At 61.2% G+C, this 16109-nt stretch carries 9 protein-coding genes and 4 tRNA genes; all 13 read right to left on the reverse strand.

Annotated elements, in window-relative coordinates; translation table 11 throughout:
* Positions 1–153: 153 nt before the first annotated feature.
* The 13 genes from rpoC to WS61_RS06850 all read right to left on the reverse strand — a co-directional run bounded on the left by rpoC (position 154) and on the right by WS61_RS06850 (position 14103).
* Positions 154–4395 carry a DNA-directed RNA polymerase subunit beta' gene (gene rpoC / locus WS61_RS06790; protein WP_059499774.1) on the reverse strand — a complete coding sequence of 1414 codons (4242 nt, stop codon included), beginning with the start codon at positions 4393–4395 and terminating at the stop codon, positions 154–156.
* A 21-nt stretch (positions 4396–4416) separates the two neighbouring features.
* The gene (rpoB, locus tag WS61_RS06795; RefSeq protein WP_034209726.1) at positions 4417–8523 is read right to left on the reverse strand and encodes a DNA-directed RNA polymerase subunit beta; all 4107 of its coding nucleotides are present in this window, start codon (positions 8521–8523) and stop codon (positions 4417–4419) included.
* Between the two features lie 390 nt (positions 8524–8913).
* Complete coding sequence (rplL, locus tag WS61_RS06800) at positions 8914–9288, reverse strand: 50S ribosomal protein L7/L12 (RefSeq protein ID WP_006482911.1); 375 nt, start codon at positions 9286–9288, stop codon at positions 8914–8916.
* A 63-nt stretch (positions 9289–9351) separates the two neighbouring features.
* Positions 9352–9849 (reverse strand): 50S ribosomal protein L10, encoded by a 498-nt coding sequence (gene rplJ / locus WS61_RS06805; RefSeq protein ID WP_059499775.1) that lies wholly within the window; start codon positions 9847–9849, stop codon positions 9352–9354.
* A 308-nt stretch (positions 9850–10157) separates the two neighbouring features.
* The gene (gene rplA / locus WS61_RS06810; protein WP_034209724.1) at positions 10158–10856 is read right to left on the reverse strand and encodes a 50S ribosomal protein L1; all 699 of its coding nucleotides are present in this window, start codon (positions 10854–10856) and stop codon (positions 10158–10160) included.
* The gene (rplK, locus tag WS61_RS06815) at positions 10857–11288 is read right to left on the reverse strand and encodes a 50S ribosomal protein L11 (RefSeq protein ID WP_006477201.1); all 432 of its coding nucleotides are present in this window, start codon (positions 11286–11288) and stop codon (positions 10857–10859) included.
* 141 nt (positions 11289–11429) lie between these two features.
* Positions 11430–11987 carry a transcription termination/antitermination protein NusG gene (gene nusG / locus WS61_RS06820; RefSeq protein ID WP_006400672.1) on the reverse strand — a complete coding sequence of 186 codons (558 nt, stop codon included), beginning with the start codon at positions 11985–11987 and terminating at the stop codon, positions 11430–11432.
* 1 nt (position 11988) lies between these two features.
* Positions 11989–12369, reverse strand: a complete 381-nt coding sequence (gene secE, locus WS61_RS06825; protein WP_059499776.1) for a preprotein translocase subunit SecE — start codon at positions 12367–12369, stop codon at positions 11989–11991.
* Positions 12370–12411: 42 nt separating this feature from the next.
* Positions 12412–12487: transfer RNA gene (locus WS61_RS06830), tRNA-Trp, on the reverse strand.
* A gap of 59 nt (positions 12488–12546) precedes the next feature.
* On the reverse strand, positions 12547–13737 hold the full coding sequence (gene tuf, locus WS61_RS06835; RefSeq protein WP_034209732.1) for an elongation factor Tu: 1191 nt from the start codon (positions 13735–13737) through the stop codon (positions 12547–12549).
* 66 nt (positions 13738–13803) lie between these two features.
* Positions 13804–13878 (reverse strand) — tRNA-Thr (locus WS61_RS06840).
* Positions 13879–13900: 22 nt separating this feature from the next.
* Positions 13901–13974 (reverse strand) — tRNA-Gly (locus tag WS61_RS06845).
* 43 nt (positions 13975–14017) lie between these two features.
* A tRNA-Tyr gene (locus tag WS61_RS06850) sits at positions 14018–14103 on the reverse strand.
* Positions 14104–16109 lie beyond the last annotated feature (2006 nt).

Raw genomic sequence — 16109 nt, forward strand, 5'->3', positions numbered from 1 at the left:
CGCCCGTACCGGACGCGATCGCGACGCATGCGCCGGCGCTGTGCCGGCCCGTGATGCACGTGAACGAAGGATGAAAAAAAACCGCCCGGCAGAACCGGGCGGTTTCGGTGACAGCGATGATAGCAAGGCAAGGCGGCTTGCGCCGCCCCGCGCTTACTCGGCTGCCGGGTGTTGCGGCTCTTCCGCCGGCGCGCTCGGCGTGCCGAAGTCGAATGCCTCTTCCGCTGCGATCTGGTCGAAACGCTCGCGATCCGACGATTCCTTCGCCTTGCGTGCCTTGTGGAACGCGAGACCCGTACCGGCCGGAATCAGACGGCCGACGATCACGTTTTCCTTCAGGCCGCGCAGATCGTCGCGCTTGCCCATGATCGCCGCTTCGGTCAGCACGCGGGTCGTTTCCTGGAACGATGCCGCGGAGATGAACGAGTCGGTCGACAGCGACGCCTTCGTGATACCGAGCAGCACGTTGTCGTACGAAGCCGGACGCTTGCCCTCGGCGATCATGCGATCGTTCTCGTCCAGCATGTCGGAACGCTCGACCTGTTCGCCCGGGATGAAGCGCGTATCGCCGTTGTCGGTGATCTGCACACGACGCAGCATCTGGCGAACGATCACCTCGATGTGCTTGTCGTTGATCTTCACGCCCTGCAGACGGTACACGTCCTGCACTTCGTCGACGATGTAGCGCGACAGCGCCTCGATACCCTGCAGACGCAGGATGTCGTGCGGATCGGCCGGACCGTCCACGATCATTTCGCCCTTGTTGACGACCTGGGCATCGTGAACCAGAACCTGCTTTTCCTTCGCGATCAGGAACTCGTGCTGGTTGCCCTCGAGATCCGTGATGACGAGACGCTGCTTGCCCTTCGTGTCCTTACCGAACGACGTCGTACCGGTGACCTCCGCGAGAATGCCGGCATCCTTCGGCGAACGCGCTTCGAACAGTTCCGCCACCCGCGGCAGACCGCCGGTAATGTCACGCGTCTTCTGCGCTTCGGTCGGGATACGTGCGAGCACTTCACCGACCTGCACCTGCTGGCCATCCTTCACGGTGATCAGTGCGCCGACCTGGAAGCCGATCTGCACCGCGTGCTCCGTGCCCGGAATCTTCACTTCTTCGCCGTTCGCGTCGAGCAGCTTCACCTGCGGACGCACGCTCTTCGAAGCCTGCGAACCGCGGCGCTTCACGTCGATCACGACCAGCGTCGACAGGCCGGTCACGTCGTCGATCTGCTTCGCGACGGTCACGCCTTCCTCGACGTTCTCGAACTTCACCGTACCACCGTACTCGGTGATGATCGGACGCGTCAGCGGATCCCACGTGGCGAGCTGCGTGCCGGCCTTGATGGTCGCGCCGTCGAGTTGCAGCAGCGTCGCGCCGTACGGCACTTTGTGACGCTCGCGCTCGCGACCGAAGTCGTCGGTGATCATCGCTTCGCCCGAACGGGAAATGACGATCTGCTCGCCCTTCGCGTTCGTGACGTAGCGCATCGTCGCCGTGAAGCGGACGATACCGTTGCTCTTCGCTTCGACCGACGAAGCCACGGCCGCACGCGATGCCGCACCACCGATGTGGAACGTACGCATCGTCAGCTGCGTGCCCGGTTCGCCGATCGACTGCGCCGCGATCACGCCGACTGCTTCGCCGACGTTCACCAGCGAGCCGCGGCCGAGGTCGCGGCCGTAGCAGGATGCGCACAGGCCGTAACGCGTTTCGCAGGTCAGCGGCGTGCGCACGCGCACTTCGTCGATGCCGAGGCGTTCGATTTCCTCGACCGCCGTTTCGTCGAGCAGCGTGCCCGATTCGTACAGCGTTTCCTGCGTTTCCGGATTCACGACGTCCGCAACCGCGACGCGGCCGAGGATACGGTCGCGCAGCGCTTCGACGACTTCACCGCCTTCGACGAGCGCCTTCATCGCCACGCCATTCGACGTGCCGCAATCGTCCTCGACCACCACCAGGTCCTGCGTGACGTCGACGAGACGACGCGTCAGGTAACCCGAGTTCGCGGTCTTCAGTGCCGTATCAGCCAGACCCTTACGTGCACCGTGGGTCGAGATGAAGTACTGCAACACGTTCAGACCTTCGCGGAAGTTCGCGGTAATCGGCGTCTCGATAATCGAGCCGTCCGGCTTCGCCATCAGGCCACGCATACCGGCCAGCTGACGAATCTGAACCGCCGAACCCCGGGCGCCCGAGTCGGCCATCATGTAGATCGAGTTGAACGACTCCTGGCGCGTCTCGTTGCCGTCGCGATCGATCACCGGCTCCGTCGACAGCTGCTCCATCATCGCCTTGCCGACCGCTTCCGACGTTGCCGACCAGATGTCGACCACGTTGTTGTAGCGTTCCTGCGCGGTGACGAGACCCGACATGTACTGGCGGTCGTATTCCTTCACCTTCTTCGCGGCGTCGCCGACGATCGTTTCCTTCTGCGGCGGCACGAGCATGTCGTCCACGCAGATCGAGATGCCGGCGCGCGTCGCGAGACGGAAACCCGATTGCATCAGCTGGTCGGCGAACACCACCGTCGCACGCAGACCGCACTTGCGGAACGCCGTGTTGATCAGGCGCGAGATTTCCTTCTTCTTCAGCGGCTTGTTCAGCACCGAGAACGGCAGGCCGTGCGGCAGGATCTCCGACAGGATCGCGCGACCGACGGTCGTCGCGTACAGCGTGATCTTCGGCACGAACTCCGGCGCGCCTTCCGACGTGTCCTCGTTGCGGACCATTTCGGTGATCCGGACGTTGACGCGCGAGGCCAGCTCGACTTCCTTGTTCTCGTACGCGCGGATGACTTCCGACACGCCCGTAAACGACAGGCCTTCGCCCTTGCCGTTGATCGCTTCGCGGGTCGCGTAGTACAGACCCAGCACGATATCCTGCGACGGCACGATCGACGGATCGCCGTTGGCCGGGAACAGCACGTTGTTCGACGCGAGCATCAGCGTGCGCGCTTCCATCTGCGCTTCGAGCGACAGCGGCACGTGAACGGCCATCTGGTCACCGTCGAAGTCGGCGTTGAACGCCGCGCAGACGAGCGGGTGCAGCTGGATTGCCTTGCCTTCGATCAGCACCGGCTCGAACGCCTGGATACCGAGGCGGTGCAGCGTCGGCGCACGGTTCAGCATCACCGGATGCTCGCGGATCACCTCTTCGAGGATGTCCCACACCACCGGCGTCTGGTTCTCGACTTCCTTCTTCGCAGCCTTGATGGTCGTCGCGACGCCCATCACTTCCAGCTTGTTGAAGATGAACGGCTTGAACAGTTCGAGCGCCATCAGCTTCGGCAGACCGCACTGGTGCAGCTTCAGCGTCGGGCCGACCACGATGACCGAACGGCCCGAGTAGTCGACGCGCTTGCCCAGCAGGTTCTGACGGAAACGGCCGCCCTTGCCCTTGATCATGTCGGCGAGCGACTTCAGCGGACGCTTGTTCGCGCCCGTCATCGCCTTGCCGCGACGACCGTTGTCGAGCAGCGAGTCGACGGCTTCCTGCAGCATCCGCTTTTCGTTGCGGACGATGATTTCAGGGGCCTTCAGCTCGAGCAGGCGCTTCAACCGGTTGTTACGGTTGATCACGCGGCGATACAGGTCGTTCAGGTCCGACGTCGCGAAACGGCCGCCGTCCAGCGGCACGAGCGGACGCAGTTCCGGCGGCAGCACCGGCAGCACTTCGAGGATCATCCACTCGGGCTTGATGCCCGAGCGCTGGAATGCCTCGAGGACCTTCAGGCGCTTCGCGTACTTCTTGATCTTCGCTTCCGAGCCGGTGTTCTTCAGCTCGGTGCGCAGCGTCTCGACCTGCTCGTCGATGTTGATCGCGCGCAGCAGTTCACGCACGCCTTCCGCGCCCATCTCGGCACGGAATTCGTCGCCGTATTCCTCGACCTTGTTGTAGTAATCCTCTTCGGTCATGATCTGCCGCGCCTTCAGCGGCGTCATGCCCGGTTCGATCACCACGTACGCTTCGAAGTACAGCACGCGTTCGATGTCGCGCAGCGTCATGTCGAGCACCATGCCCAGACGCGACGGCAGCGACTTCAGGAACCAGATGTGCGCGACCGGCGAGGCCAGCTCGATGTGGCCCATCCGTTCGCGACGCACCTTCGCCAGCGTCACTTCGACGCCGCACTTCTCGCAGATCACGCCGCGGTGCTTCAGGCGCTTGTACTTGCCGCACAGGCACTCGTAGTCCTTGATCGGCCCGAAGATCTTCGCGCAGAACAGACCATCGCGTTCCGGCTTGAACGTACGGTAGTTGATGGTCTCCGGCTTCTTCACTTCGCCGAACGACCACGAACGGATCTTGTCGGGCGAGGCCAGACCGATCTTGATCGCGTCGAAAACTTCTTCCTGTTGGACTTGCTTGAATAGATCGAGCAGAGCTTTCATTGCTTTCTCTCCGTAGTCCGATTAATTGCGGTCGAGATCGATATCGATACCGAGCGAGCGGATTTCCTTCACGAGCACGTTGAAGGATTCCGGCATGCCTGCATCGATCACGTGATCGCCCTTGACGAGGTTTTCGTACACCTTCGTCCGGCCGGTCACGTCGTCCGACTTCACCGTCAGCATTTCCTGCAGCACGTAGGACGCGCCGTACGCTTCGAGTGCCCACACTTCCATTTCACCGAAACGCTGGCCACCGAACTGCGCCTTACCGCCCAGCGGCTGCTGCGTGACGAGCGAATACGGGCCCGTCGAACGCGCGTGCATCTTGTCGTCGACCAGGTGGTGCAGCTTCAGGTAGTGCATGTAGCCGAGCGTCACGCGACGTTCGAACATTTCACCCGTGCGGCCGTCGTACAGGCGGACCTGGTTCTTCGACGGATTCATGCCGAGCTGTTCGGCGATGTCGTCCGGGAACGCGAGGTCGAGCATCTTGCCCATTTCTTCCTCGGTCGCACCGTCGAACACCGGCGTTGCGAACGGCACGCCTTCGCGCAGGTTCTTCGCGAGTTCGAGGATCTCGTCGTCGGTGAAGCTTTCCAGATCTTCCTGGCGGCCTGACTCGTTGTAGATCTTCGTCAGGAACGCGCGCAGTTCCTCGATCTTCGCCTGACGCTGCAGCATTTCGCCGATACGCCAGCCGAGGCCCTTCGCGGCCCAGCCGAGGTGCACTTCCAGAACCTGACCCACGTTCATCCGCGACGGCACGCCGAGCGGGTTCAGCACGACGTCTGCCGGACGGCCATCGGCCATGTATGGCATGTCTTCGATCGGGACGATCTTCGACACGACACCCTTGTTACCGTGACGGCCCGCCATCTTGTCGCCAGGCTGCAGACGGCGCTTCACCGCCAGGTACACCTTGACCATCTTCAGCACGCCCGGCGGCAGTTCGTCGCCTTGCGTGAGCTTCTTGCGCTTCTCTTCGAACGCGAGGTCGAACTGGTGACGCTTTTCCTCGATCGAGTTCTTGATCGCTTCGAGCTGTGCCGCTGCTTCGTCGTCCGCGAGGCGGATGTCGAACCAGTGGTAGTGGTCGAGGTCTTCCAGGTAAGCCTGGTCGATCTTCGTGCCCTTCGCGAGCTTCTTCGGACCGCCGTTCGCGACCTTGCCCACGAGCATGCGCGCGAGACGCTGGAACGCGTCGCCTTCCACGATGCGCAGCTGGTCGTTCAGGTCGAGGCGGTAACGCTTCAGTTCGTCGTCGATGATCTGTTGCGCACGCTTGTCGCGCTGAATGCCTTCGCGCGTGAACACCTGGACGTCGATCACGGTGCCGCTCATGCCCGACGGCACGCGCAGCGACGTGTCCTTCACGTCCGAAGCCTTCTCGCCGAAGATCGCGCGCAGCAGCTTCTCTTCCGGCGTCAGCTGGGTCTCGCCCTTCGGCGTGACCTTGCCGACCAGCACGTCGCCCGCTTCGACTTCGGCACCGATGTACACGATGCCCGATTCGTCGAGACGGCCGAGCTGGACTTCCGCCAGGTTCGAGATGTCGCGCGTGATTTCTTCCGGCCCGAGCTTCGTGTCGCGTGCAACGACGTTCAGCTCTTCGATGTGGATCGACGTGTAGCGATCGTCCGCGACCACCTTCTCCGAGATCAGGATCGAATCCTCGAAGTTGTAGCCGTTCCACGGCATGAACGCGATCAGCATGTTCTGGCCGAGCGCGAGCTCGCCCAGGTCCGTCGAGGCGCCGTCGGCCAGCACGTCGCCGCGCGAGACCTTGTCGCCCATCTTCACGATCGGACGCTGGTTGATGTTCGTGTTCTGGTTCGAACGCGTGTACTTGATCAGGTTGTAGATGTCGACACCGACTTCACCCGCGACCGCTTCGTCGTCGTTCACGCGAATCACGATACGGCCTGCATCGACGTAGTCGACGACGCCGCCGCGGAACGCCTGGACCGTCGTACCCGAGTCGACCGCGCAGGTGCGCTCGATGCCCGTCCCGACGACCGGCTTTTCCGGACGCAGACACGGCACCGCCTGACGCTGCATGTTCGAACCCATCAGTGCACGGTTCGCGTCGTCGTGTTCGAGGAACGGAATCAGCGACGCTGCGACCGACACGATCTGCGACGGCGCGACGTCCATGTACTGGATGCGGTCCGGCGTGACCATCATCGTTTCGCCAGCTTCACGCGACGACACGAGTTCGTCGATCAGTCGGCCGTCCTCGTCGATCGCGGCGTTCGCCTGAGCGATCATGTAGCGGCCTTCCTCGATCGCCGACAGGTAGTCGATCTGGTCGGTCACCTTGCCGTCCACGACCTTGCGGTACGGCGTTTCGAGGAAGCCGTACTCGTTCAGGTGCGCGTACAGCGCGAGCGAGTTGATCAGGCCGATGTTCGGACCTTCCGGCGTTTCGATCGGGCACACGCGGCCGTAGTGGGTCGGGTGCACGTCGCGGACTTCGAAGCCTGCGCGTTCGCGCGTCAGACCGCCCGGGCCCAGTGCGGAAACACGGCGCTTGTGCGTGATTTCCGACAGCGGGTTGGTCTGGTCCATGAACTGCGACAGCTGCGACGAACCGAAGAACTCGCGGATCGCCGACGAAATCGGCTTCGAGTTGATCAGGTCGTGCGGCATCAGGTTTTCGCTTTCGGCCTGGCCGAGGCGTTCCTTGACCGCGCGCTCGACACGCACGAGGCCCGCGCGGAACTGGTTTTCCGCCAGTTCGCCGACGCAACGCACGCGACGGTTGCCGAGGTGGTCGATGTCGTCCACTTCGCCCTTGCCGTTACGCAGCTCGACGAGAATCTTGATCGTCGCGAGAATGTCGTCGTCCTGCAGCGTCATCGGGCCGACGATCTCGTCACGGCCGACGCGGCGGTTGAACTTCATGCGGCCGACCTTCGACAGGTCGTACGCTTCTTCGCTGTAGAACAGGCGGTTGAACAGCGCCTCGACCGCTTCTTCGGTCGGCGGCTCGCCCGGACGCATCATGCGGTAGATCGCGATGCGCGCGGCCGTCTTGTCGGTCGTTTCGTCGACACGCAGCGTCGACGAGATGTACGGACCCTGATCCAGATCGTTCGTGTAGAGCGTCTGGATGTCCTTGATACCCGCTTCGCGCAGCTTCTCGAGCACGCTTTCCGTGACTTCGTCGTTCGCGCTCGCGATCACTTCGCCGGTGTCGCCGTCGACGACGTTCTTCGCCAGCACGCGGCCGAGCAGATAGTCTTCCGGCACCGAGATGAACTTGGTCTTCGCGGCTTCGAGGTCGCGAATGTGCTTCGCGTTGATCCGCTTGTCCTTCTGGACGATGACCTTGCCGTCGCGATCCGTGATGTCGAAACGCGCGACTTCACCACGCAGGCGCTCGGGCACGAACTCGAGTTGCGCGCCTTCGTCCATCAGCGTGAAGTTGTCGAACACGAAGAAGTTCGCGAGGATCTGTTCCGGCGTCAGGCCGATGGCCTTCAGCAGGATCGTCACCGGCATCTTGCGGCGACGGTCGACGCGGAAGTACAGGATGTCCTTCGGATCGAATTCGAAGTCGAGCCACGAGCCGCGGTACGGAATGATCCGTGCCGAGAACAGCAGCTTGCCCGAGCTGTGCGTCTTGCCCTTGTCGTGTTCGAAGAATACGCCCGGCGAACGGTGCAGCTGCGAGACGATGACACGCTCGGTGCCGTTGATGACGAACGAGCCCGTCGGCGTCATGAGCGGAATTTCGCCCATGTACACTTCCTGCTCCTTCACTTCCTTGACGACCGGCTTGTTCGGCGATTCCTTGTCGAGGATGACGAGGCGGACCTTCGCGCGCAGCGCGGAGCAGTACGTCAGGCCACGCTGCTGGCATTCCTTGATGTTGAATGCCGGCGAGGACAGCGCATAGCTCACGAACTCGAGGCGCGCGAAACCGTTGTGCGAAACAATGGGAAATACCGATGTGAACGCGGCCTGCAAACCTTCAGGCTTGCGTTGCGTCGCCGGCACATCGGCTTGCAGAAACGTGCTGAATGATTCAAGCTGAGTAGCCAGCAAGAACGGAACTTGGTGAACGATGGGGCGCTTCGCGAAACTCTTGCGAATGCGCTTCTTCTCGGTGAAGGAATATTGCATACGATCTCCGAATCACGGCGGGTGCTATCGAGGCGGAATACCTGGACGTTTCAAACCCGAGTGTTCACCGACTGAGACCCGATGGCCGTTCGACGGCTTGAACGAGCCGAGAAGCTTGGTGGTTGGCCGCTACCAACCGCTGGCTGACGGCAGCGGATGCCTGTGTTGCCCGCTACCCGACCAAACTTGCCTTCTGCAGTCGCTTCAGAAGACAAAGAGAACCGCCAATCGCGTGTGATGCGTCACAACGATCACAACGATCAGGCGGTTTTCTTTGGCTTCTGGGGCCGATTATTCGGGCTCCCGAATGAGTGCCAGAATAACGTCCCCACAAAGCACAAAAAGGCCGGCGGTGAAAATACCGCCAGCCTTCGCACAGCGCGCCGAAACTTACTTGACTTCGACCTTCGCGCCAGCTTCTTCCAGCTTCTTCTTGGCTTCTTCAGCAGCAGCCTTGTCGACGCCTTCCTTGATGGGCTTCGGTGCACCGTCAACCAGGTCCTTCGCTTCCTTCAGGCCCAGGCCCGTCAGTTCGCGAACGGCCTTGATGACCGAAACCTTGTTGGCGCCGGCTTCAGCCAGGACGACCGTGAATTCGGTCTTCTCTTCTGCTGCAGCAGCTGCGCCGCCGCCTGCCGGGCCAGCGACTGCCACTGCAGCTGCCGACACGCCAAACTTCTCTTCGAACGCCTTGACCAGTTCGTTCAGTTCCAGAACGGTCATCCCTTCGACTGCTGCCAGGATGTCTTCTTTTGCGATTGCCATTTGAAATACTCCTAAATTGAATTCGGATACAGCCAGCGATCAGTAACGCTGATGCACGTTCGCTTACGCAGCTTCTGCTTGCTTCTTCTCGGCCAGCGCGGCCAGAGCACGCGCGAAGCCCGAAACAGGCGATTGCATAACGAACAGCAGCTTCGAGAGCAGTTCTTCGCGGCTCGGGATGCTTGCCAGCGCTTGCACGCCAGCCTTGTCCATCACCTTGCCATCGAACGAACCAGCCTTGATGACCAACTTGTCATTGCTCTTGCTGAAGTCGTTGACGACCTTAGCAGCGGCAATTGCATCTTCCGAGATGCCGTAGATCAGCGGACCAGTCATCTGCTCTGCCAGCGGAGCAAACGGCGTACCTTCGACAGCGCGACGCGCCAGCGTGTTCTTCAACACGCGCAGGTACACCTGCTTCTCACGCGCTTGCGCGCGCAGCTTGGTCAGATCGCCAACCGCAATTCCACGATACTCAGCCAGCACAACGGTCTGGGCCTTCGCGACTTGCGCGGAAACCTCAGCGACGACGGCTTGCTTGTCTTCTCTATTAAGCGGCACGGTTAGCCTCCAGAAACGATACGTTGGGCGCGACCGGCATGGTCGAAACCTCACGTACCTCGTTCAACAACGGCGTCCGACCTCGTTAGGAGTATTTCCACCTCACGCCGCGAATCGCTTCGCGGCCTGCGGCTTCACCACTGCAAAACTTTTTCGGGTTCGCCATCTGCGTTGGCTTGAATTAAGGGATCACCTGACTGCTGCGCCCCACCAACGGTCTTTGATAACCGGTTGTCCGCCCTGCTGCACGAACAACCGCCCAAAGCCCATGTAGGCCGCCTCGCGAACGAAGCGGCCCGAATACTTGCTTACTGCGCTGCCAGCGTAGCCTGGTCGACACGCACGCCGACGCCCATCGTGCTCGACAGTGCGATCTTGCGCAGGTACACGCCCTTGCTCGTTGCCGGCTTTGCCTTCTGCAGCGCGTCGATCAGCGCCGACAGGTTCGAACGCAGCGCGGTCGGCTCGAACGATGCACGGCCGATGGTCGCGTGGATGATACCGGCCTTGTCGACACGGAATTGCACCTGACCAGCCTTCGCGTTCTTGACGGCGGTTGCGACGTCCGGCGTAACCGTACCGACCTTCGGGTTCGGCATCAGGCCGCGCGGGCCGAGGATCTGGCCGAGCGTACCGACGATACGCATCGTGTCCGGCGAAGCGATCACGATGTCGAAGTCCATCTGGCCAGCCTTGATCTGCTCTGCCAGGTCTTCCATACCGACGATTTCCGCGCCTGCTGCACGAGCCTGCTCGGCCTTTTCGCCTTGCGCGAACACGGCAACGCGAACCGACTTGCCCGTACCTGCCGGCAGAACGACCGAACCACGCACGACTTGGTCCGACTTCTTCGCATCGATGCCGAGCTGGACTGCGACGTCGATCGACTCGTCGAACTTCGCGCTCGCGCATTCCTTCACGAGGCTCAGTGCGTCTTCGATCGCATACAGCTTCTGACGGTCGACCTTGGCGGCAAATGCCTGACGGCGCTTGGAGATCTTAGCCATTTACACGCCCTCCACAGTGATACCCATCGAGCGTGCGCTACCAGCGATGGTGCGAACGGCTGCGTCCAGATCAGCTGCCGTAAGGTCCGGCATCTTGGTCTTCGCGATTTCTTCGGCTTGAGCGCGCGTGATCGAACCGACCTTGTCGGTGTGCGGCTTGCTCGAACCCTTGTCCACCTTCGCCGCCTTCTTGATCAGGACGGTCGCCGGCGGCGTCTTCATCACGAACGTGAAGCTCTTGTCAGCGAATGCCGTGATGACCACCGGCACCGGCAGACCCGGCTCCATGCCTTGAGTCTGCGCGTTGAACGCCTTGCAGAACTCCATGATGTTCAGGCCGCGCTGGCCCAGTGCCGGACCGACCGGCGGCGACGGGTTGGCTTTACCTGCAGGGATCTGCAGCTTGATAAAGCCGATAATCTTCTTTGCCATTTGAAACCTCATTGGAACGCCGGGGAAGGCGTTCGGTGAGTGATAACGCGCTTTCGCCGCTGGCTACTGACGCTCCTCAACGGCCATGACGCGGGCCGTAAGCGCGAAGGTGGGCAGCCGAGGCCGCCCACCGAATCGGGATCAAACTTTTTCGACCTGACCGAACTCGAGTTCGACGGGGGTGGAGCGGCCAAAAATGGTGACCGACACACGCACGCGCGATTTCTCGTAGTTGACTTCTTCGACGGTGCCGTTGAAGTCCGTGAACGGACCTTCCTTGACACGCACCATCTCGCCGACTTCGAACAGGGTCTTCGGGCGCGGTTTTTCGACGCCTTCCTGCATCTGCGACATGATCTTCTCGACTTCCTTCGGGGAAATCGGGGTCGGGCGGTTACGCGCACCGCCGACGAAACCGGTGACCTTCGCGGTGTTCTTCACGAGATGCCACGTTTCGTCCGTCATTTCCATTTCCACCAACACATAGCCGGGGAAGAAACGACGCTCGGTCACTGCCTTGTGACCGCCTTTGACTTCGACCACTTCTTCGGTCGGGACCAGGATCTGACCGAATTTGTCCTGCATGCCAGCACGTTCGATGCGCTCCTGAAGCGCACGTTGCACGCTCTTCTCCATACCGGAGTAGGCGTGCACGACGTACCAACGTTTTCCGCTCGGGGATGCCGGAGTATCGCTCATATCATTTCCAACCCAGAATCACCGAGAAAATCACCCATTCGATCGATTTGTCGCTCAACCAGAGGAAAATCGCCATCACGAGCACGAAACCGAACACGACGAGTGTGGTTTGCGTTGCTTCCTTGCGGGTGGGCCATACGACCTTCCGGACTTCCTTGTACGAATCCTTGGCAAACGCGATGAGACCCTTGCCAGGGGCGGACATGAGCCCGACGGCCACGCCGGCGATGATACCTACCGCCAATGCGGCACCGCGGACATACCACTGCTGATTGGCCAGCCAGAAGAAGCCCACGAATCCGGCCAAGACCAGCAATACGCCCAGGGCCAGCATCAGCTTATCGCCGGAGGTATTTACAGTTTCGACGGATGGATTCGCCATAACACCTTAAAACAAATGCCACGTAGGACACGTGGCGATTTTTGGCAGGGGCAGAGGGAATCGAACCCCCAACCTTCGGTTTTGGAGACCGACGCTCTGCCAGTTGAGCTATACCCCTAAACCATGTTGGGGCCGGCTGCCGCCAGCCCCAAAACTGTCGATCAACGAATAACTGGCTTACTCGATGATCTTGGCGACGACGCCGGCGCCGACCGTACGGCCGCCTTCGCGGATTGCGAAGCGCAGACCTTCTTCCATCGCGATCGGAGCGATCAGCTTCACCGTGATCGACACGTTGTCGCCCGGCATCACCATTTCCTTGTCCTTCGGCAGCTCGATCGAGCCCGTCACGTCCGTCGTACGGAAGTAGAACTGCGGACGGTAGTTGTTGAAGAACGGCGTGTGACGGCCGCCTTCGTCCTTGCTCAGCACGTACACTTCAGCCGTGAAGTGCGTGTGCGGCGTGATCGAACCCGGCTTCGCCAGAACCTGGCCACGCTCCACGTCTTCACGCTTCGTGCCGCGCAGCAGGATACCGACGTTGTCGCCTGCCTGACCCTGGTCCAGCAGCTTGCGGAACATTTCAACGCCCGTGCAGGTCGTCTTCACCGTCGGCTTGATACCGACGATTTCGATTTCTTCGCCGACCTTGATGATGCCGCGCTCGACACGACCCGTCACCACCGTACCGCGGCCCGAGATCGAGAACACGTCTTCCACCGGCATCAGGAACGCGCCGTCAACCGCACGCTCCGGCGTCGGGATGTACGTGTCCAGTGCGTCTGCCAGGTTCATGATCGCCACTTCGCCCAGCTCGCCCGTGTCGCCTTCCAGCGCCAGCTTCGCCGAACCCTTCACGATCGGCGTGTCGTCGCCCGGGAAGTCGTACTTCGACAGGAGTTCGCGAACTTCCATCTCGACCAGCTCGAGCAGTTCAGCGTCGTCCACCATGTCGCACTTGTTCAGGAACACGATGATGTACGGAACGCCAACCTGACGTGCCAGCAGGATGTGCTCGCGCGTTTGCGGCATCGGGCCGTCTGCTGCCGAGCAAACCAGGATCGCGCCGTCCATCTGCGCCGCACCCGTGATCATGTTCTTCACATAGTCAGCGTGGCCCGGGCAGTCGACGTGTGCGTAGTGGCGGTTAGCCGTTTCGTACTCGACGTGCGCCGTGTTGATCGTGATGCCGCGCGCCTTTTCTTCCGGTGCCGCGTCGATCTGGTCGTACGCCTTCGCTTCGCCGCCGAACTTCTTCGTCAGAACCGTCGTGATCGCTGCCGTCAGCGTCGTCTTGCCGTGGTCAACGTGACCAATCGTACCAACGTTCACGTGCGGCTTGGTCCGCTCAAACTTTTCCTTGGCCATTTTCAACTCCCAAAAGGAATTTCACAGGTTGCGCCGCGCGCAAACAAGACACTGACTTTTTACTGCTGGTGCCCATGGGCAGGATCGAACTGCCGACCTCTCCCTTACCAAGGGAGTGCTCTACCACTGAGCCACATGGGCGCTACGCTTCAACTTAGCGGTCTGGAGCGGGTGAAGGGAATCGAACCCTCGTCGTAAGCTTGGAAGGCTTCTGCTCTACCATTGAGCTACACCCGCACGGGCCACTAACGATTCCTTGCCGCTCACTGCGCTGATATCTTGGTGGAGGAGGTTGGATTCGAACCAACGTAGGCGTAAGCCAACAGATTTACAGTCTGCCCCCTTTAGCCACTCGGGCACCCCTCCGTAGAGAACTGACGATTATGGGGGTGCATCGCACTCCTGTCAAGCACATCCGGAAGATTATTTTCATTCTCTTCCCGACTTCCGCTTCCCTCCGATCCCCGCCCTCGCCCGGCTAAGGCAAGCGCGAGATGTTGCCGATCGGCACCACATCTTCGTCAGACTCCGTCTTCAACGCCGATCTACATCTGCGCTAAAAACGAAAGACCGCCATCATACGGCCTCTTTCGCGCAATGCCAAGCGGTACGTACAAAATTTCGGCAAATTTCGTGCCGGGCCGACTTGGCGAGCCGGCACCGGTGGTTCCTGAGAGGTTCGACGGCGATTCCTGCAGGAATCGCCGGCCTACCTTCCCGTGTGCCCGCTTGCTCCTGAACGGCATTCCTTTGTGGTCGCAACGGTACATTCCACGGCTTCGGCAAACTCTTGGTGCCGCTCGTGATACCGATCAGGTGATCCGACGGCAGCGTGACTCACCGCTTCTCCGCAGAGCACCGGAGGCGCGCTAGACGCTCGGAGCGGCTCAACGGTCGGGACCGAAGCCCTGGGTGCTTTGCGGGGGTTTGGATGGGCGTCGACTAGCACGCGGCACAACCGATGGATCGGAGTGCGATGGCCCAACGACGTCTCGCGGGATGCATCAGGCGGTTCTGCATGCCTCGATGTGCTTATGGCAGCTACCTGGTGACGACGAGCTCCCTGTTCCGGTCTCTCCATGCCTTGTCGCCGCGTCGAATGTTCCGATGGTCGGCGCCGCTGCATCTCGTCGGGCAAGTCGCCCAACGTCATCGTCGGACCGCCTTACCGCAGCGACTCGTCGACATACATGCACATGCGACCTCGCAACCGCTCGTACGGTGCCCGCCTCGTCCAGCTGGGCGCAAATGCCGGCGCTGGGTTCGGCGCGAGTACCCTCACCACGCCTCCCACTCCCGAAAACGTCGGAAAGCCGATATGTGGCGCCGGAGCATCGACATCCGACGAGCACTGCCCGGCAATGTTCGAGCCGGCCCGGAATCACGACCGGAACACAGCCCCCTCCGCTGTGGGAGGCCCTCCGTTCGGCGATCCGAATACGACACACACAAGCCTGGCTCTGGGCGTCGACGCAGACTGCACGCCCTTCAGATGGGAAAAACGCGATGCCGCGCAGGCAATGCCGCCTATTCGCTCATCAAGAAAATTTACGCGTGATGAGACGGTCCGCAGATGACCGTCGAGAAGAACCGCGCCGACTTTTGATCTTCTTTGGCCCGCTATACGCACACGGCGCAGCCAGTCCTCGACTGGGGGCACCTCCTGCCCCGACTCAGGCGTGGGTCACGTACCAATACGGCTATTTCGATGTGAAATGCTGCGAATAGACTAAAAGTAGCGCTTGATAGCGACATCGTTCGTCTCTTGACGCAGTTCAGTCGCGCGGCTCCATGGGGAACGAACAATTAGCGGCGGCGACAAGAGGGTTGAGAGCGCCAACATTCTGCCCGTTCTGCCAACTACGCGCAGGAGACAGAGCGAGCGCGAGACATGTCCCGCTGCCAGACGATAGCCATAGCGTACCGAGGTAGAAGATGGGCCAAATACACCGGTGGTCAACGCACGCTGATCGATTATCGGATGAGGAGAACTCGCAACATCTCGTTTGCGCCGGTGCTGAGCAAGGCCGGGCGGAGATTGCCACGGAGAAGTGCCAAGGCGATTTCTCGTTGCGCATCTGATGACCGCCCACACAAACGAGAAGTAAGTAAGAGGACAGTTTTTCAGCAACACGCTGGCGTGCAGGCACCCCGAGAGACGAGGTGCATTTGCGCCAATCTCGCGGAGGCGGCTCCGACTTGAGCCGACACCTTCGGTCGACACCCAACTCCTGCCACAACGGCGCTTCTCCACGTGCTTTTTCTTGGCGCCGAAATGCAAAAACCCCCGCCTGGTCGGGCGGGGGTTTCTGTCTTGAGAGGAGCCTGACGATTACCTACTTTCACACGGGAATCCGCACTATCATCGGCGT

Origin of the sequence: Burkholderia sp. ABCPW 11 (assembly GCF_001523445.1) — a bacterium.
Classification (GTDB): domain Bacteria; phylum Pseudomonadota; class Gammaproteobacteria; order Burkholderiales; family Burkholderiaceae; genus Burkholderia.

What these genes read in the sequence shown, in the direction of transcription:
- rplL (WP_006482911.1), bottom strand. Translation starts at nt 9,288, where the DNA reads ATGGCAATCGCAAAAGAAGACATCCTGGCAGCAGTCGAAGGGATGACC.
- rpoC (WP_059499774.1), bottom strand. Translation starts at nt 4,395, where the DNA reads ATGAAAGCTCTGCTCGATCTATTCAAGCAAGTCCAACAGGAAGAAGTT.
- rplA (WP_034209724.1), bottom strand. Translation starts at nt 10,856, where the DNA reads ATGGCTAAGATCTCCAAGCGCCGTCAGGCATTTGCCGCCAAGGTCGAC.
- nusG (WP_006400672.1), bottom strand. Translation starts at nt 11,987, where the DNA reads ATGAGCGATACTCCGGCATCCCCGAGCGGAAAACGTTGGTACGTCGTG.
- rpoB (WP_034209726.1), bottom strand. Translation starts at nt 8,523, where the DNA reads ATGCAATATTCCTTCACCGAGAAGAAGCGCATTCGCAAGAGTTTCGCG.
- tuf (WP_034209732.1), bottom strand. Translation starts at nt 13,737, where the DNA reads ATGGCCAAGGAAAAGTTTGAGCGGACCAAGCCGCACGTGAACGTTGGT.
- rplK (WP_006477201.1), bottom strand. Translation starts at nt 11,288, where the DNA reads ATGGCAAAGAAGATTATCGGCTTTATCAAGCTGCAGATCCCTGCAGGT.
- secE (WP_059499776.1), bottom strand. Translation starts at nt 12,369, where the DNA reads ATGGCGAATCCATCCGTCGAAACTGTAAATACCTCCGGCGATAAGCTG.